Source organism: Streptomyces sp. E2N166, assembly GCF_003671715.1.
In the GTDB taxonomy this organism is placed as follows: Bacteria; Actinomycetota; Actinomycetes; order Streptomycetales; family Streptomycetaceae; genus Streptomyces; species Streptomyces thinghirensis.
The window spans coordinates 174528-190719 of the sequence record NZ_RAIF01000031.1 but is presented as its reverse complement, the minus strand read 5'-3'; the positions used below and the strand labels follow the sequence as shown (position 1 = coordinate 190719).

Sequence of the window (16192 nt, the reverse complement as noted above, 5' to 3'; positions counted from 1 at the left end):
GACTCCCCCCGCAACGCCGCGGCGAGCAGCCCTTCCGTCCCGGGGGTGTCGCGGCGGGCGGCCCGGGGACCGGTGCGGTCGCCGTTGTCGGCGCCTTCACCGTGCCGTGCACCCATGTCCGCCTCCGTTCCCGCTCGGTCCGCCGGGCCGCCGCCGTCCGTGCCCGTCATGTCGAATCCCCCAGCGTCCCGGGCGCGTCTTCCGTCACACCGTCGACGCCCAGCTGCCGTGCCAGCCGCTTCAGCCCCCGGTACGTCGCCGTGCGCACCGCGCCCGGCCGCTTGCCGAGGACACGCGCGGCACAGGGCCCGTCGAGGCCGACGACGACCCGCAGCAGCACGGCCTCGGCCTGGTCGCGCGGCAGTCCCGAGACCAGGGCCAGGGCCGCCTCTGTGGACAGCGTCTCCAGGGCCTGGTCGTGCGTGGAGTGCGGGCCGGGCAGGTCCAGGACGTCCTGTTCCAGCGCCGTCGGTCTGGGCCGTACCTTCTGGCGGCGCAGGTGGTCCAGTGCCCGGTGCCGGGCGATCGTGGCCGTCCAGCCCCGGAAGCCGGCCCCGTCACCCTTGAAGCGTCGCAGGTCGCGGGCTATCTCCAGCCACGCGTCCGCCGCGACGTCCTCGGCGTCGTCCCCGACGAGTCCGCGCAGGTAGCCCAGCAGGCCGGGCTGCACCAGCCGGTAGACGACCGCGAAGGCGGCCTCGTCGCCTTCCTGGGCCCGCTCGACGGCCGCGCCCAATTCCCCGTCGTACGCCTGTACGCGGCGGGCTTCCCCTCGCTGGCCCAAGAACCGTCCTCGTCCGTACCGAGTTCTCCGCGCGCTCGGCCGAGCCCGCCCCCACGGTCATCAGCGTCGGTGCGCACGGAAGTGTCACAGGACTCGGACCGGACGCCCCTCACCGCACGGCGGGCCGCACGCGCCGGGCCCGTCCGTGCAGCGTCAGGTAGAAGGTGTGCAGCGACTCTTCGGGGCCGCCGCCCGCCAGGCGGTTGTGCACCCTGCCCAGTGGGTTCCAGACGCGCCCGTCCGGCATCCTTACGCCGACCGGCTGCCCGAAGTACGCCCGCTGGTCCGGGTCGAAGTCCAGCCACACCGCGCCCGCCCGGCGCACGAGCACCTCACCGACGTAGGCGCCCAGACCCAGCAGCGTGCCGCGCGCCCGCTCGTGGTCGGCACCTCCCTTGCGCAACCCGTCGACCAGGAAGTCGACGATGCGCAGGCTGGCCGGTGAGTAGTCCAGGGGCAGCCGGCCGCCGACCGCGACCCGGCCGACGAACGCCGCCGCGCAGGCCCGCATCTCGCCGGCCCGCGGTATGCCGCCGCCCACCTCGCCCCGCTGCACCACCCGGACCACCCCATCCCTTCGCTCGGCGACGGGAGGCCGGCACCCACGGCCCGGCTCCCCCGCTGATCCAGCGGACCGGGCGCCCCGGGTGTCACAGCTCGCGGCCGGAGAACCGTTTCTGTACGGTGCCCGGCCGGTCCGTCACCCGGCCGTCGCCGCGTCCCGGCACAGCAGCCGGAGCGATCCGTCGCCGGCGAAGCAGCGGCGGGCCTCGTCGATCGGGTCCCACAGCCGGCCGTCGGGCGTGCGGACCCAGTGGTCGCCGCCGGTCGTCCACCATTCGCCGCCGGACTGACGCACGATCACCTCACCGGCGTAGGCGCCGAGTCCGCGCAGCGCGTTCTCCACCGCGGCGTACGGTGCTCCCTCACTCCGGATGCCGTCGATCACGCGATCGACGCGCCACAGACTCTGCGCCGAGTAGTCCAGGCGCAGCCGGGCGCCCTCGCGCATCGTGGCCACCGCGTCCGCCGCCCACCGCACCGGTTTCGCGGCGGCCGACGGCCGGTTTTCCTGCTGGGTCGTCAATCCGCTGGTCACAGTCGTCACAACCGCTAGAGCGCCGCCGGACGGAGTTTCGTCACACGCGCACCCCGGCCGTTCCGCAACCGGCGCAGGACCGCCCCACCTCCACCACGTCCGCCGCACGGCCGCCGCGCGTTCCCCGCACGACGGTCACAGGCGGTCCCGTGACCCGCCCTGCGGTCAGCCCCGTCCGCGGGCCCGGCGGGACACGACAGCGCGCAGCACCCGGCGCCCTTCCGTGGAGACCTCCAGCGCCCGGCGCAGCCCGGCCGGGCCGTGGCCGGCGAGTACTTCGAGGACGGTGACCTGGCGGCGCAGTTCGGCGACGACGAGGGGCGACAGCCCCTCTGTGCGGTCCTGAGCGCGGTCCTGAGCGCGGTCCTGGGCGCGCTCCTCCCCGCGGACGTCGGCTGCCCCGGTGGCGGCGTCCGTCGCGGGGTCGAGGAGCCGGTGGACGCGGAGCGAGGCGACGGAGCAGGCGTCGGCCCACGCCCGTATCGCGGCGCCGGAGCACTCGTCCGGCGCCGCGGCCAGCATCCGGCGGACCAGGAGCACGGCCTCGTCCTCGCCCTCGGCGTCGGGACCGGCGAGCTTGTCGCGCACCCGCGCCAGTCCCCGCACCCAGCCGGGCCCTTCGCCGGCGCCGTCGGCGAGGGCCGCCCACAGGGGTCTGAGGACCTCGTCGTCGCCGTCCAGCAGGGGAACGCAGCGGTCCAAACAAGCCAGTCCGCTCCCGGCGAGTCCGCGTGCGTCGGCCCGCGCGATCAGTTCCACCAGGCTCATCCGGTGCCTCCCTGTTCCTACCGCCTCGGCCCGCTCACCACCACGGAGCCCGCACTTCCCCTTACTGCGTGCGACGGCCCGGGAGTGTCACAGCGGCACCACACCGAGCCGGTCGAGGAACCGGAAGAAGAGGTTTTCGGCCACCGGGCCGACCTCGGTGAGGGAGTCGGGACCGGAGCGGGCATCAGGACCGGAGCGGGCATCAGGACCGGCGTCGGGACCGGACCCGCGACCGGCGCCGGGGTCGGCCGACAGCACCTCCGCCAACTCCCCGGCGCTCGCGGTGCGCCCGGCCTCCGCGGCCCAGGCCACGGCACGCTCGGCGGCGTCACGGGGCTCCAGGAAGTAGTCCTCCAGGGTGAGCCCCTCCTTCTCCGCGCCGAGGTACCCGGCCATCGCGGACCGCGCCAGGCACGTCGTCCACGCCCCGCTCTCGGGCGCCGCCGCCTCCACGACCACGCAGTCGCTGTCCATGACGTACCCGAACAGCGCGGGCGCGCCGGTCTGCCCGGCCAGGTCGTTCATGTTCCCGACGTCCCCGTCGCCGCCCGGGAACTCCCACACCTGCCAGCCGTCCGGCGCGGACAGGCGCAGGGTCATGTCCGCGGCGCCCGGCAGCGCGTCCAGCTCCGCGAGCGGCCGCTCGGCGCGGCCCACGACGAAATACCCCCAGTAGCCCATGTCCCGGTCCCCCCGGCGTGTCGGTTCGGCTCGCCCAAAGACCACCACAGCCGTACGGGAGTTCGCAGCCGTATCGGACAATCCGCGCGAGGCCCGGGGTGGCGTGCGGAATCAGTCGAGCCGGTTCGCCAGCGACCTGAACTCGGCCCAGGACAGCTCGGGCTTGTCCGGGTCCCACAGCTTCTGGACCGTCGCCGCCAGCGGGAGCCGGATGCCCTCGGCGACCTGCGCCTGCGTCTGGGCGCTGGGGATGTCGCCCCAGACCGCGAAGCTGCCGCCGAGTATCTGGTCGTCGTACTTCGCGTCGACCGCCGTGGTGCCGCGCAGGACGCGCGGGGTCCACTGCTCGTAGATGCGCTCGCCGGTGGGGTAGACGAAGGTCTGCGGCTCGCCGAGCACGTAGTAGAGGAACTCGTCGTTGTAGTTGAGGACGTCGCGGCCCTCACCGAGGTACTCGGCCGGCTGGCGGGCGCCGATCTCCTTGCCGGTCCAGTAGGCGACCTCGATGTCCTTCAGGGGCTCGACGGAGGTGTCCTTGAAGAAGCCGTCGTTCCAGGCGCGCGGTGTGCGGTCGTGCGCCATGACCGTCTTGGCGCGGCCGTTGAGCCAGCCGGTGGTGAGGTCGGCGACGGTGGCGCCGGAGCCGTAGGCCTCGCGGGCGGCGGCGGCCAGATCCGGGTAGGACGCCTCGGGATCGGGCACCACGAGCGCCTGGTACTCGTCGGCGCCCAGGTGGAACTGCGACCCGGGGAAGAGGTCGGCGTACTCGTTCAGCAGATCGTCGACGATCTCGGCGGCCTCCGGCTTGGAGATGTCGATCGCGCCGCGTGTGGGCGTGCCCTGCGCGTTGCGCAGCTGGAGGTCGGGGTGGGCGGCGAGCACGGCGCCCAGGTGTCCGGGCGAGTCGATCTCGGGGACGACGGTGATGTGCCGGGAAGCGGCGAGGTCGATGATCTCCTTGACCTCGGCCTTGGTCAGGTGGTCGTCGGAGACGATCTCGGGGTGCGAGTCGGACTCGATACGGAAGGCCTGGTCGTCGGAGAAGTGCAGGCCCAGCTCGTTGAACTTCAGGTCACCCAGCTCGCGTATCCGGTCCTTGATCCAGTCGGCGTCGTAGTGCTTGCGCGCGGTGTCGAGGCTGAAGCCGCGCCGCGGTTTGGCCGGCTCGTCCTTCACCACGCCCTCCGGCGCGGTGCCGCCGCCGTCCACCGCCTGCTTCAGCGTGCGGGTTCCGTAGTAGACGCCGGCCTCGGCCGGCCCGGTGACGGTGACCCGGCCGTCGCGCACGGTCATGGTGTACGACTCGGAGCCCGCGCCCTTGTCCTCCTTGACGTCCAACAGCACGTCCCCGGCGCGCTCGTCGCCCTTCTCCCCCGCGTACGTCAGCCCCAGCTCGCCGGCTATCAGGCGCCCCTCGTCGGCGAGTCCGGCGTCGGCGACGACGACGCGGTGCGCCTTCTCCGGCTGCCAGCCGGGGCCGCGGGCCGCGGTGTGTTCGCGTACGGCGGGTATGGTGCGCGGCTCCTTCGACAGCGCGTAGGAGCGGCTGGGGCTGGGCGCGGCCGCCTCCGGTGAGGACCGCGCGGCCGAGCCCGCGGGCCCGCCGTCACCCTCACCGTCGGTGGCCCACAGGCCGGCTCCCACGCCGAGCGCGGCGACCACCGCACCGGCGATCACGGCCCGCTGCCTCACCTGGTTCGCCGGCGTCCGGCGTCCGTGCTGGCTCACAGCGCCAACCTACGGCCGTGAGCTCCACCGTGCGTCCACCACATGTTCTGAAACTCTCCCGTTCGGGTGAAATTCGGGCACTGGACGGACACGCGATGCCGTCACTCGATAACGTGACGCCACATCTTTTGCACAATCCCCTGCCGACACACACGTGACGCCCACGAGGACCCACGCTGCCTGCGCACCGTCTCCCAGACCTCCCCGCCCGAGTGGCCATACCGGTACCGGTGCAAACCACCCGTGTCACACCGGTGACGGCCTCGGCTCTGGCGCGCTTCAACGCCGCCTCCGCCGACGAGGTCATCCGCACCCTCCTGAGCTGCCTGAACAGCCACCACTGGGCCCACCGCCTCGCCTCCCACCGCCCCTACCCCGACCTGCCGTCCCTGCTGGCCGCCGCGGACGAGGCGGCGTACGACCTCTCCCCGGACGACCTGACGGAGGCCCTGGCGACGGAGGCACAGCCACCCCTCCCCGAGGACACGTACGCAGCGGCCCACACGGCACTGAGCGCGGCGACCGCGGCCTACGAGCGCCGTTTCGGACACGCGTTCGTCATCTGCCTGAACGGCCTCCCCGCGAACGAGGCCCTGGACCACGCCCTCGCGGACATCCGGTCACGATTGGCGAACGATCCCGACGAGGAACGCGCGGTCGCGGCGGAGGAACTGCGGCGCCTGGCAAGGAACAGGTTGACCGACGTCCTCCAGGGGCTCGGGGCTGGGACACCAGCGCCTCCGCCGCGCGGGCGCGACCAGCCGCGGACCACCCGCACCCGGCAAACCGCCCAAACCCCCACCTCCTAGGCCGCCCCGCGCCCGCCCCACTGCTCCTTTGAGTGCAACTTTGATCACACAAGCAGGCCCCCCGTAAGCGCCGCAGGCAACCGTCGCTACGATGCTGGGGGCCGGTGGACCGTACCCGGCCGGGCCCGACCGACAAGGAAAGCCGGCGCGGCCCCAATCCCCGCTCCCGGAGGAAACTTCCGTGCCGGCTGGAACGCTGTACCGCGGCCGGGAAGGAATGTGGTCCTGGGTGGCTCACCGAGTCACCGGCGTCCTCATCTTCTTCTTCCTGTTCGTCCACGTGCTGGACACCGCTCTCGTCCGTGTGTCCCCCGAGGCCTACGACACCGTCGTGGCCACGTACAAGTCCCCGATCGTCGCGCTGCTGGAGTACGGCCTCGTCGCCGCCATCCTGTTCCACGCGCTCAACGGCCTGCGCGTCATCGCGGTCGACTTCTGGATCAAGGGCGCCCGCTACCAGAAGCAGATGCTCTGGACCGTCGTCGGCCTGTGGGTCGTGCTGATGATCGGGGCGATCTACCCCGTCCTCGGCCACGCCGCTCGTGAAGTGTTCGGGAGCTGACGCAGATGTCCACCACTGAAACCACCGCCTCCGGCATCGGCCCCGTCGAGGGCGCGGGCGCCTCCGCCTACACCGTCGACAACCCGGCGCCGCTGATCGAGCCGCCCCGCAAGCGGACCAAGAAGTCCCCGAAGTCCACGCGCGGCAACTTCGAGATGGCCGCGTGGCTCTTCATGCGCCTGTCCGGCGTCGTGCTGGTCGTCCTGGTCATCGGCCACCTGCTCATCCAGCTGGTGCTGGACGGCGGCGTCTCCAAGATCGGCTTCGCCTTCGTGGCCGGCCGCTGGGCCTCGCCGTTCTGGCAGGTCTGGGACCTGCTGATGCTGTGGCTGGCGATGCTGCACGGCGCGAACGGCCTGCGCACGGTCATCAACGACTACGCGGAGCGCCCGAACACCCGCCTGTGGCTCAAGGGCCTGCTCTACACCGCCACGGTGTTCACCATCCTGCTGGGCACGCTGGTGATCTTCACCTTCGACCCGAACATCCGCTAGGCACGGGGCTGCGAAAATCATGAAGGTACACAAGTACGACACCGTCATCGTCGGCGCCGGTGGCGCCGGCATGCGCGCGGCCATCGAGTCGACCAAGCGCAGCCGCACCGCCGTCCTGACGAAGCTCTACCCCACCCGCTCCCACACCGGCGCGGCGCAGGGCGGCATGGCCGCCGCGCTGGCCAACGTGGAGGAGGACAACTGGGAGTGGCACACCTTCGACACGGTCAAGGGCGGTGACTACCTGGTCGACCAGGACGCCGCCGAGATCCTGGCGAAGGAGGCCATCGACTCGGTCCTCGACCTGGAGAAGATGGGCCTGCCGTTCAACCGGACGCCGAACGGCACGATCGACCAGCGCCGCTTCGGCGGTCACAGCCGCAACCACGGCGAGGCGCCGGTCCGCCGGTCCTGCTACGCGGCCGACCGCACCGGTCACATGATCCTCCAGACGCTGTACCAGAACTGCGTCAAGGAGGGCGTGGAGTTCTTCAACGAGTTCTACGTCCTGGACCAGCTGATCACCGAGGTCGACGGCGTCAAGAAGTCGGCCGGTGTGGTCGCCTACGAGCTGGCGACCGGCGAGATCCACGTCTTCCAGGCGAAGTCCGTGATCTACGCCTCCGGCGGCACCGGCAAGTTCTTCAAGGTGACGTCCAACGCGCACACGCTGACCGGTGACGGCCAGGCGGCCGTGTACCGGCGCGGGCTGCCGCTGGAGGACATGGAGTTCTTCCAGTTCCACCCGACCGGCATCTGGCGCATGGGCATCCTGCTGACGGAGGGCGCCCGCGGTGAGGGCGGCATCCTGCGCAACAAGGACGGCGAGCGCTTCATGGAGAAGTACGCGCCGGTCATGAAGGACCTCGCCTCCCGCGACGTCGTCTCCCGCTCCATCTACACGGAGATCCGCGAGGGCCGGGGCTGCGGTCCCGAGGGCGACCACGTCTACCTGGACCTCACCCACCTCCCGCCGGAGCAGCTGGACGCCAAGCTGCCCGACATCACGGAGTTCGCGCGGACCTACCTCGGCATCGAGCCCTACACGGACCCGATCCCGATCCAGCCCACCGCCCACTACGCGATGGGCGGCATCCCGACCAACGTCGAGGGTGAGGTCCTCCTGGACAACACCACCGTCGTCCCGGGCCTGTACGCGGCCGGCGAGGTCGCCTGCGTGTCCGTGCACGGCGCCAACCGCCTGGGCACCAACTCGCTGCTGGACATCAACGTCTTCGGCAAGCGGGCCGGCATCGCGGCGGCGGAGTACGCGCAGAAGGCGAACTTCGTCGAGCTGCCGGAGAACCCGGAGTCCCTGGTCGTCGAGCAGATCGAGCGCCTGCGCTCCTCCACCGGCACCGAGCGGGTGGCGACGCTCCGCCGCGAGCTGCAGGAGACCATGGACGCCAACGTCATGGTGTTCCGCACCGAGCAGACGATCAAGACGGCCGTCGAGAAGCTCGCCGAGCTGCGCGCCCGCTACAAGAACGTGTCGATCCAGGACAAGGGCCGGCGCTTCAACACCGACCTGCTGGAGGCCGTCGAGCTGGGCAACCTGCTCGATCTGGCCGAGGTCATGGCGGTGTCCGCGCTCGCCCGCAAGGAGTCGCGCGGCGGTCACTACCGCGAGGACTTCCCCAACCGCGACGACGTCAACTTCATGCGCCACACCATGGCGTACCGCGAGGTGGGCGACGACGGCACCGAGTCCATCCGGCTCGACTACAAGCCGGTCGTCCAGACCCGCTACCAGCCGATGGAGCGTAAGTACTGATGGCTACCCCTGTCATGGAGAAGAGCGACAAGGCCCCCGAGCCCGGCTTCGCCGACTCCCCGTACATCACGGTCACCTTCCGCGTCCGGCGGTTCAACCCGGAGGTCTCGGCCGAGGCGACCTGGGAAGACTTCCAGCTGGAGATCGACCCGAAGGAGCGTGTCCTCGACGCGCTGCACAAGATCAAGTGGGACCTCGACGGAAGCCTCACCTTCCGCCGTTCCTGCGCGCACGGCATCTGCGGTTCCGACGCCATGCGGATCAACGGCAAGAACCGCCTTGCCTGCAAGACGCTGATCAAGGACATCAACCCCGAGAAGCCGATCACGGTCGAGGCCATCAAGGGCCTGACGGTCCTCAAGGACCTGGTCGTCGACATGGAGCCGTTCTTCCAGGCGTACCGGGACGTGATGCCCTTCCTGATCACGAAGGACACCAACGAGCCGACGCGTGAGCGCCTCCAGACGGCCGAGGACCGCGAGCGCTTCGACGACACGACGAAGTGCATCCTGTGCGCCGCCTGCACGTCCTCGTGCCCGGTGTTCTGGAACGACGGGCAGTACTTCGGCCCGGCGGCCATCGTCAACGCCCACCGCTTCATCTTCGACTCGCGTGACGAGGCCGGCGAGCAGCGGCTGGAGATCCTCAACGACCGCGACGGCGTCTGGCGCTGCCGCACGACCTTCAACTGCACGGACGCCTGCCCGCGCGGTATCGAGGTCACCAAGGCGATCGCGGAGGTGAAGCGGGCGCTGATCACGCGCCGCTTCTGACCCGCGCGCCGGCGCGTACGACCGAGGGCCCCGATCGCATCGACGCGATCGGGGCCCTCGGTCGTTACCGCGAGGCCGTGAGGCGGCGTCAGCCGCGCAGCACGCGGCCCTCCTTGTCGGTGCGGTCGTTGCTGACCAGGAATATGATGCCGTCGATCAGCGCCCAGAAGCCGAGGCCACCGCAGGTGAGCAGCTGGGCGACGCCGACGCCGACGGAACCGACGTAGAAGCGGCCGATGCCCAGGGTGCCCAGGAAGAGCTGGAGGATGCCGGCGACGATCTTCGACTTGTCGGAGTACGGGCGGCCCTGCGGGTCGAAGCCGTAGGGAGCGGCGGGGTTCGGGGGGACGGTCACGGTGGTGCTCCTGGGGAGATGTGAAACGGGCCGGGACGGATTGCCCGGGGGCCCAGGAAGGAACGCCGCTGATCACGCACTGACCGTGCACGGCGGCCCACGACGCAACGGCGTGGCCGTCCCCCCTGTGCGTAGGGAGCATAAAGAGACTGGTGGGGCCTGTGGGAGTGGATTCGACCGAACGTTCCCATTCCGTGATCATTCGATCACCGTCCCGGCACCGGGGCGCCTCAGACGAGGTTGCGGACCACCGTCCAGGCCACCGCCGTCAGCAGGATCAGGGCCTGGGCCCAGGGGGCGATCCGGGGCTTGTAGAAGCGGCCGCGCAGGCCCTCCGCCGTCCAGCGGCCCCACAACGCCAAGGCGAACGGCGCGGCGAGCAGCAAGACGCGGTTGTCCAGCCAGGCGGCGGTGAGGTGACCGTGCATCAGGTCGTACGCCATGCGCGTGCCGCCGCAGGCCGGGCACAGCAGCCCGGTGACGTACCGGAACGGGCACTGGGGCAGGAGGTGGCCCGGCTCGTGCGGGTCGGTGAACCACAGGTAGCCGGCGCCCGCGGCGCCCGCGACGAACACCGCGAGGGGTGCCGCCGCGGGATGCCAACGCAGGCGCCGCCCCTCGGACGGCGCCGAACGCGCCGTGTCAGCCACGCAGGATCCGCCCCTGGTCGTCCGTGCGGTCGTTGCTGACGAGGTACATGATGCCGTCGATCAGCGCCCAGAAGCCGAGCCCACCGCAGGTGAACAGCTGGGCCAGGCCGATGCCGACGGAACCGGTGTAGAAGCGACCGATGCCGAAGCCGCCGAGGAAGAGCTGGAGCACACCGGCGATGATCTTCGACTTGTCGGAGTACGGGCGTCCGTAGGGGTCGTAGCCATAGGGCGCGCCGGGGTCACCGGCGTAGTAACCGGGAACCTGCTGGTATCCGGGCGCCTGCTGGTATCCGGGCGCCTGATAGCCGCCGGGGGACTGCTGGTAGCCGGGCTGCTGCTGGTAGCCACCCTGCGGGTAGCCGTAGGGGCCGGCCTGGCCGGCCGCGCCGGAACCCTGGTTGGGGTAGCCGTAACCGGGCGGCTGGGACGGCTGCTGCGGCTGCTCGCTCACGGTGGTGTCACTCCTGGAAGGTACGGGAAACTGCCGGTCATACTGTAGGACTCGGCGACCGAAGTGAAGTCGGGCCCCGGAACGGCCGTCCGCCCGGGCGAGTGACCCCGCCACCGCCCCGCCCGCCGGTTCCGTCCACTTCGCGTCGCACGCACCTAATGTGACGTCATGTCAGATCATGAGTCGTACGAACTGCTCGGGTTCGACAACGTGCTGCTGCCCGTCGGGGACCTCGGTGCGGCCGTCGACTTCTACGAGCGGGCCGGCTTCCCGGTCGCCTTCCGGCTCGACGAGGCCGGCATCGCGCTGCTGAAGGCCGGGGGCGAGACGCCGGGCATTCTCCTGCGGGCGGAGGAGGAGTTCGGGCAGCGGCCTCCGCTGTGGCCGTCCGCGCGGGTGTGGCTGGAGGTGGCGGACGCCCGCACGGCGGCCCGGGCGCTGCGCGACGCCGGAGTGGCGCCGCTGGACGAGCCCTTCTCCGTCGCCACCGGCTGGACCGTCGAGTTCGCCGACCCGTGGGGCAACGTCATCGGGCTCACGGACTACTCCAAGCGTCCGGAGCTGGGCCGCCGGCCGTAGCCGGGTGACGCGGACCACTCCCTCCGCGAGTTGAACACGTTCAAAAGCAGGTCTAGAGTCATCCCCGTCAGCGTTTTGAACGCGTTCAAGAAGGGGTGGGGCATGGACCGCACCGTCATCGCCTACGTCATCTACCTGCTGGTCAGCATCGGCCTGACCATCTGGGTGGCCCGCACGCTCAGCCGCAACGGCCGGGTCTTCCTCGCCGACGTGCTGCACGGCAACGAGAAGCTCGCGGAAGCCGTGAACCACCTCCTGGTGGTGGGCTTCTACCTCGTCAACCTCGGCTTCGTCGCCCTCTATCTGAGCGGTGACGAGACCATCGCCGACACCCGCGAGATCTTCGAGGCCCTGTCGACCAAGCTGGGCGTGGTGCTGCTGGTGCTCGGCGTGATGCACCTGGGCAACGTGTACGTGCTCAACAGGATCCGGCGGCGCGGGATGATGGAGCGCGAGCAGGTACCGCCGGTCCCGCCGCAGGGCTGGGTGGCACCGACGGCCGGGGCCTAGGTCGATGGCCTCCGCTCCCACGACGGCCGGCGCCCCCGTGCGCCGGCTCACCGTCCTCTACGACGCCGAGTGTTCCCTGTGCACCCACGTACGGGACTGGCTGCTGCGGCAGCCGCGGCTGGTGCCGCTGGAGTTGGTCCCGGCCGCGTCGGACGAGGCGCGCCGGCGGTTTCCCGGCCTCGATCACTCCGTCACCCTTGACGAGGTCACCGCCGTCGGGGACGCCGGGCAGGTCTTCCGGGGCGCCGCCGCCTGGATCGTCGTCCTGTGGGCGCTGCGCGAGCACCGCGCGCTCGCCCACCGGCTCAGCACGCCCACCGGGGCGTGGCTGGCCCGGGGAGCCGTCCTGGCCGCCGCCAAGTGGCGGGGCGGGCAGCGGCGATGGGGCGGCAATGGGTACCGCCGGGCCGACGGGTGGGCCTACGAACCGGGCCGCGGGTGGATCTACATCGGGCCCGGCTGCGACGACGGCACCTGCGCCACTCGTTAGGCTCTCGTCCTGTGCCTGCGAAGAACGACGGCCCCGACGACGGAGCCCCCCTCAGCAAGTCCGAGCAGACCCGCGCGCTGATCCTGGAGACGGCCATGCGGCTCTTCCAGGAACGCGGTTACGACCGGACGACCATGCGGGCCATCGCCCAGGAGGCCGGGGTCTCCGTCGGCAACGCGTACTACTACTTCGCCGGCAAGGAGCACCTGATCCAGGGCTTCTACGACCGGATCGCCGCCGAGCACCAGGCGGCGGTCCGGGAGGTCCTGGCCCGGGAGACCGACCTGGAGGCACGGCTGGCGGGCGTGCTCAAGGTCTGGCTGGACATCGCGGCCCCGTACCACGAGTTCGCGGTGCAGTTCTTCAAGAACGCGGCCGACCCGGACAGCCCCCTCAGCCCCTTCTCCCCGGAGTCGGAGCACGCGCGCGTGGAGGCCATCAGCGTCCACCGCTCGGTGCTGGCCGGCACGAAGACCAAGGTGCCCGCGGAGCTGCGGGACATCCTGCCCGAGTTGATGTGGCTCTCCCAGATGGGCCTCGTCCTGTACTGGATCTTCGACCGCACGGAGGGCCGCGAGCGGAGCTACCGCCTCGCCGAACGCGGCGCCCGGCTCACCGCACGGGGCGTCGTCCTGGCCCGCTTCCGGGTGCTGCGCCCGCTGGTGCGCGAGGTGCACGAGCTGTTCAGGGACTTCCTGCCCGGGATGACCAGGGCACTCCCGGACCCGGCGAAGAAGACGGCGCCCTCTGGGGACGCCCCCGGGGACACCTCTGGGGACACCCCGAGGACGCCCCCGGACAGGCCCTAGGCCCGCAGTGAGGCCAGTTCGATCACCGTGATGTCCGACTCCGCCCCCACGCGCGTGGGCGGGCCCCAGGCGCCCGCGCCGCGGCTGACGTAGAGCTGGGTGTCGCCGTAGCGCTCCAGGCCCGCCAGCGTCGGGTTGGCGGCACCCGCGATGAGGTTGCCGGGCCAGAGCTGGCCGCCGTGGGTGTGGCCGGAGAGCTGGAGGTCGACGCCGTGGTCGACGGCGTCGTGGATCTGCACCGGCTGGTGGGCGAGGAGCACGCAGGCGCGGGCGCGGTCCCGGTCGCCGAGTGCCTTGGCGTAGTCGGGGCCCTGGCCCTCGTCCTCGCCCGCCACGTCGTTGACGCCGGCGAGGTCGAAGTGGGGCAGCTCGGTGCGGGCGTTCTCCAGCGGGAGCAGGCCGAGCCGCCGTACCTCGGCGACCCACTGCTCGGCGCCGGAGAAGTACTCGTGGTTGCCGGTGACGAAGTACGCGCCGTGCCGCGCCCTGAGCCGGGCCAGCGGGGCCGCCGCCGGGCCGAGGTCCTTCACGCTGCCGTCCACCAGGTCGCCGACGACGGCGATGAGGTCGGGCTGCGTGGAGTTGATCGTGTCGACGACCTTCTGCGCGAAGCCCCGGCCGAGCACCGGGCCGAGGTGGACGTCGCTGACCACGGCGATGCGGAAACCGTGCGCCGCGCGGGGGAGCTTGGCGAGCGGCACGGTGACCCGCTTCACGCTCGGGCCGTTCAGCACGCCGTACGTGCCGTAGCCGACCGTCCCTACGGCCGCCGCGGCGGCGGCACCGCCGAGGACGCGGGAGACGAAGATGCGGCGGGAGGGGAGGGCGAGAGGGCTGTCGGGCGGCCCGCCCGCCGTGGCTCCGGACGGCGGCTCCTCGGGGGGCTCGGGTGCCTTGGAGGGCTCGGGTGCCCCGGAGGGCCCGGCCGTCTCCGCCGTCCTGGGCGGTGCCGCTCCCGCCGGTATGCGCTTCGTGTCCGCGGCCGGGGATCGCAGCGGCTCCGGTTCGGGCTCCGACTCCGCCTGCCGCGCGGCCGCCCGCCGCTCCAGGAACCGCAGCAGCAGCGGCCGTACGACCTCGGAGGCCAGCACCGCCAGCAGCAGGTAGATCGACAGCGCCAGCCAGAGGAAGCCGGGCCAGGCCAGGACCTGCTGGAGCCAGAAGGGGGCGCCCGCGCGCTCGGAGACCAGTGCGCCGACGGCCAGCGCCCAGCCCCCGGCGACCACCACCGCGCCGATACGGCGCACGGGGCCGGGGCCCCGGGTCGTGTCACGGAACAGGCGCCGCCACACGTACCAGTTCGACGTCACGAGGACGCTCACCACTGCCAGCGCGACAAGCGCGAAGACGACCACCATGCCGTCGTATCCCCTCAGTTATGACGTTCGGCGCAGTGCGCGCAGTCCACGCAACCCGATGACCCCGACGACCGTCCCCAATACGAAGGACACGACGGCGAGCAGCAGGTGCACCCAGAAGTACGCCGTGGGGTCGCCGTCCTCGAAAGCGAGCCCGCTGCCGTCCTTGACCAGGTTTTTGACGAAAGTGATCCAGATGATCCAGCTCCACACCCCGAAAGCGAGCAGGAACCAGGAGACGGGGCGGCTGAGCTTCATGGTTTCAGTATCGCCGCACGGTGTCCGGATCCGTGCGCGGGGTCGGCAGGGGGGTGGGAAGGCGTCGCTCCCGGGAGGTACGTTCTCGCTCGTGCCCGCACCCAAGAAGGCCGCCAGGCGAGCCCTGACGGTCACCTCCGCCGCCCTGACCGCCCTCGCCCTCCTCCCGCCCGCCGCGCTCGCCGCCCCGAGCCCGTCGGCGAGTTCCTCGGCGAGCCCGTCGGCCACTCCGCCCGCGTCGATGTCGACCGTGGGCGGCGCGCGGCTCGGGAAGTCCGGGACGCAGGTGGATCTGGCGGGTGGGGCACCCGTGCTGCCGAAGGACCTCACCGCCCGTTCGTGGATCGTGGCCGACGCCGAGTCCGGCGACGTGCTCGCCGCGCACAACGCGCACTGGCGACTGGCGCCGGCGAGCACGCTGAAGATGCTGTTCGCCGACACACTGCTGCCGAAGTGGCCGAAGACGGCCAAGCACAAGGTCGTCCCCTCCGACCTCGCGGGCATGGGCGCCGGCTCCAGCATGGTCGGCATCAAGGAGGACGAGACGTACACCGTCCACGACCTGTGGCTCGGTGTCTTCCTGCGCTCCGGCAACGACGCCGTGCACGTGCTGTCGGCGATGAACGGCGGTGTCGACAAGACCGTCGAGGACATGAACGAGCACGCCGAGGAACTCCAGGCCCTCGACACGACCGTCGTCAGCCCCGACGGCTACGACGCGCCGAAGCAGGTCTCCTCGGCGTACGACCTGACGCTGTTCGCCCGCTCGGGGCTGCAGAAGAAGGACTTCCGCGAGTACGCCTCGACGGTCAGAGCGAAGTTCCCGGGCGAGACGAAGAAGGACAAGAAGGGCAAGACGTCCCGCAAGCCCTTCGAGATCCAGAACACCAACCGGCTGCTCGCCGGCGACTCGGACGTCGGCGTCTACCCGGGCATCGCGGGCGTGAAGAACGGCTACACCTCCAACGCCGGCTACACCTTCACGGGCGTCGCCGAGCAGGGCGGCAAGGTGCTGCTCGTCACGGTCATGAACCCGGCGAAGGACGAGCACAACGAGGTCTACAAGGAGACCTCCCGCCTGTTCGACTGGGGCTTCAAGGCGGCCGGCAAGGTGGAGCCGGTGGGCGAGCTGGTGCCGCCGAAGAGCGCCGTCCAGGAGAGCCCGCGGCCGGGTTCGAGCACCTCCGGGGAGGCCGGCGGCACCGGGAAGGGCGCGGCGGGCACACAGCCGGTGGCGGGCGCCCCGGCCGCGAACGG

The 16192-nt window shown here is 71.4% G+C and carries 21 protein-coding genes; 10 read left to right on the top strand and 11 right to left on the bottom strand.

Annotation, left to right across the window (positions count from 1 at the left end):
• Positions 1-166: 166 nt before the first annotated feature.
• From EBH09_RS22875 to EBH09_RS22850, 6 genes are all read right to left on the bottom strand, one after another.
• The gene (locus EBH09_RS22875) at positions 167-784 is read right to left on the bottom strand and encodes an RNA polymerase sigma factor (protein ID WP_121748818.1); all 618 of its coding nucleotides are present in this window, start codon (positions 782-784) and stop codon (positions 167-169) included.
• A 109-nt stretch (positions 785-893) separates the two neighbouring features.
• Positions 894-1295: a hypothetical protein gene (locus EBH09_RS22870; protein WP_121749501.1), complete on the bottom strand. Its 402-nt coding sequence runs from the start codon at positions 1293-1295 to the stop codon at positions 894-896.
• 189 nt (positions 1296-1484) lie between these two features.
• The gene (locus EBH09_RS22865; protein ID WP_193776550.1) at positions 1485-1871 is read right to left on the bottom strand and encodes a hypothetical protein; all 387 of its coding nucleotides are present in this window, start codon (positions 1869-1871) and stop codon (positions 1485-1487) included.
• Between the two features lie 177 nt (positions 1872-2048).
• The gene (locus EBH09_RS22860; protein ID WP_121748816.1) at positions 2049-2651 is read right to left on the bottom strand and encodes a hypothetical protein; all 603 of its coding nucleotides are present in this window, start codon (positions 2649-2651) and stop codon (positions 2049-2051) included.
• 87 nt (positions 2652-2738) lie between these two features.
• Positions 2739-3332 (bottom strand): hypothetical protein, encoded by a 594-nt coding sequence (locus EBH09_RS22855; RefSeq protein ID WP_121748815.1) that lies wholly within the window; start codon positions 3330-3332, stop codon positions 2739-2741.
• 111 nt (positions 3333-3443) lie between these two features.
• On the bottom strand, positions 3444-5060 hold the full coding sequence (locus tag EBH09_RS22850) for a glycoside hydrolase family 20 protein (RefSeq protein WP_238697415.1): 1617 nt from the start codon (positions 5058-5060) through the stop codon (positions 3444-3446).
• Positions 5061-5290: 230 nt separating this feature from the next.
• Here EBH09_RS22850 and EBH09_RS22845 point away from each other — a divergent pair, with 230 nt between their 5' ends.
• The 5 genes from EBH09_RS22845 (at position 5291) to EBH09_RS22825 (ending at position 9472) form a co-directional block, all read left to right on the top strand.
• Positions 5291-5869, top strand: a complete 579-nt coding sequence (locus EBH09_RS22845) for a 2-oxo-4-hydroxy-4-carboxy-5-ureidoimidazoline decarboxylase (RefSeq protein WP_345940955.1) — start codon at positions 5291-5293, stop codon at positions 5867-5869.
• Positions 5870-6050: 181 nt separating this feature from the next.
• A complete protein-coding gene (gene sdhC, locus EBH09_RS22840; RefSeq protein WP_121748812.1) occupies positions 6051-6431 on the top strand; it encodes a succinate dehydrogenase, cytochrome b556 subunit in 381 nt (126 codons plus the stop codon).
• 5 nt (positions 6432-6436) lie between these two features.
• Positions 6437-6925: a succinate dehydrogenase hydrophobic membrane anchor subunit gene (locus EBH09_RS22835; protein WP_121748811.1), complete on the top strand. Its 489-nt coding sequence runs from the start codon at positions 6437-6439 to the stop codon at positions 6923-6925.
• Between the two features lie 19 nt (positions 6926-6944).
• Entirely contained in the window at positions 6945-8699 is a 1755-nt protein-coding gene (gene sdhA / locus EBH09_RS22830) for a succinate dehydrogenase flavoprotein subunit (RefSeq protein WP_121748810.1), read from the top strand.
• Positions 8699-9472, top strand: coding sequence for a succinate dehydrogenase iron-sulfur subunit (locus tag EBH09_RS22825; RefSeq protein ID WP_121748809.1), 774 nt, complete (start codon positions 8699-8701; stop codon positions 9470-9472). The genes sdhA and EBH09_RS22825 overlap by 1 nt, the downstream gene beginning before the upstream one ends.
• Positions 9473-9560: 88 nt before the next feature.
• On the opposite strand, the gene EBH09_RS22820 is transcribed toward EBH09_RS22825, so the two are convergent.
• From EBH09_RS22820 to EBH09_RS22810, 3 genes are all read right to left on the bottom strand, one after another.
• A complete protein-coding gene (locus tag EBH09_RS22820) occupies positions 9561-9827 on the bottom strand; it encodes a TM2 domain-containing protein (protein WP_121748808.1) in 267 nt (88 codons plus the stop codon).
• Positions 9828-10057: 230 nt separating this feature from the next.
• Positions 10058-10477, bottom strand: coding sequence for a DUF2752 domain-containing protein (locus tag EBH09_RS22815; RefSeq protein WP_193776477.1), 420 nt, complete (start codon positions 10475-10477; stop codon positions 10058-10060).
• Positions 10470-10931, bottom strand: a complete 462-nt coding sequence (locus tag EBH09_RS22810; RefSeq protein WP_121748807.1) for a TM2 domain-containing protein — start codon at positions 10929-10931, stop codon at positions 10470-10472. The genes EBH09_RS22815 and EBH09_RS22810 overlap by 8 nt, the downstream gene beginning before the upstream one ends.
• Before the next feature lie 168 nt (positions 10932-11099).
• On the opposite strand from EBH09_RS22810, the gene EBH09_RS22805 reads away from it, so the two are divergent.
• The 4 genes from EBH09_RS22805 (at position 11100) to EBH09_RS22790 (ending at position 13319) form a co-directional block, all read left to right on the top strand.
• A complete protein-coding gene (locus EBH09_RS22805) occupies positions 11100-11510 on the top strand; it encodes a VOC family protein (protein WP_121748806.1) in 411 nt (136 codons plus the stop codon).
• A gap of 102 nt (positions 11511-11612) precedes the next feature.
• Positions 11613-12020 carry a hypothetical protein gene (locus EBH09_RS22800; RefSeq protein ID WP_121748805.1) on the top strand — a complete coding sequence of 136 codons (408 nt, stop codon included), beginning with the start codon at positions 11613-11615 and terminating at the stop codon, positions 12018-12020.
• Positions 12021-12024: 4 nt separating this feature from the next.
• On the top strand, positions 12025-12510 hold the full coding sequence (locus EBH09_RS22795; RefSeq protein ID WP_121748804.1) for a DCC1-like thiol-disulfide oxidoreductase family protein: 486 nt from the start codon (positions 12025-12027) through the stop codon (positions 12508-12510).
• 11 nt (positions 12511-12521) lie between these two features.
• Positions 12522-13319: a TetR family transcriptional regulator gene (locus tag EBH09_RS22790; protein ID WP_121748803.1), complete on the top strand. Its 798-nt coding sequence runs from the start codon at positions 12522-12524 to the stop codon at positions 13317-13319.
• On the opposite strand, the gene EBH09_RS22785 is transcribed toward EBH09_RS22790, so the two are convergent.
• Positions 13316-14677: a metallophosphoesterase gene (locus EBH09_RS22785; RefSeq protein WP_121748802.1), complete on the bottom strand. Its 1362-nt coding sequence runs from the start codon at positions 14675-14677 to the stop codon at positions 13316-13318. The genes EBH09_RS22790 and EBH09_RS22785 overlap by 4 nt on opposite strands.
• Positions 14678-14695: 18 nt before the next feature.
• On the bottom strand, positions 14696-14935 hold the full coding sequence (locus tag EBH09_RS22780) for a hypothetical protein (RefSeq protein WP_053135976.1): 240 nt from the start codon (positions 14933-14935) through the stop codon (positions 14696-14698).
• 91 nt (positions 14936-15026) lie between these two features.
• On the opposite strand from EBH09_RS22780, the gene EBH09_RS22775 reads away from it, so the two are divergent.
• A partial coding sequence (locus tag EBH09_RS22775; protein ID WP_345940954.1) for a D-alanyl-D-alanine carboxypeptidase occupies positions 15027-16192 on the top strand: 1166 nt, incomplete at its 3' end.

Bases quoted from the DNA above. Each gene is read 5' to 3' on its own strand.
- EBH09_RS22870 (WP_121749501.1), bottom strand. From the start codon at position 1,295: ATGCGGGCCTGCGCGGCGGCGTTCGTCGGCCGGGTCGCGGTCGGCGGC.
- EBH09_RS22860 (WP_121748816.1), bottom strand. From the start codon at position 2,651: ATGAGCCTGGTGGAACTGATCGCGCGGGCCGACGCACGCGGACTCGCC.
- EBH09_RS22855 (WP_121748815.1), bottom strand. From the start codon at position 3,332: ATGGGCTACTGGGGGTATTTCGTCGTGGGCCGCGCCGAGCGGCCGCTC.
- EBH09_RS22835 (WP_121748811.1), top strand. From the start codon at position 6,437: ATGTCCACCACTGAAACCACCGCCTCCGGCATCGGCCCCGTCGAGGGC.
- sdhA (WP_121748810.1), top strand. From the start codon at position 6,945: ATGAAGGTACACAAGTACGACACCGTCATCGTCGGCGCCGGTGGCGCC.
- EBH09_RS22825 (WP_121748809.1), top strand. From the start codon at position 8,699: ATGGCTACCCCTGTCATGGAGAAGAGCGACAAGGCCCCCGAGCCCGGC.
- EBH09_RS22805 (WP_121748806.1), top strand. From the start codon at position 11,100: ATGTCAGATCATGAGTCGTACGAACTGCTCGGGTTCGACAACGTGCTG.
- EBH09_RS22800 (WP_121748805.1), top strand. From the start codon at position 11,613: ATGGACCGCACCGTCATCGCCTACGTCATCTACCTGCTGGTCAGCATC.
- EBH09_RS22795 (WP_121748804.1), top strand. From the start codon at position 12,025: ATGGCCTCCGCTCCCACGACGGCCGGCGCCCCCGTGCGCCGGCTCACC.
- EBH09_RS22785 (WP_121748802.1), bottom strand. From the start codon at position 14,677: ATGGTGGTCGTCTTCGCGCTTGTCGCGCTGGCAGTGGTGAGCGTCCTC.
- EBH09_RS22780 (WP_053135976.1), bottom strand. From the start codon at position 14,935: ATGAAGCTCAGCCGCCCCGTCTCCTGGTTCCTGCTCGCTTTCGGGGTG.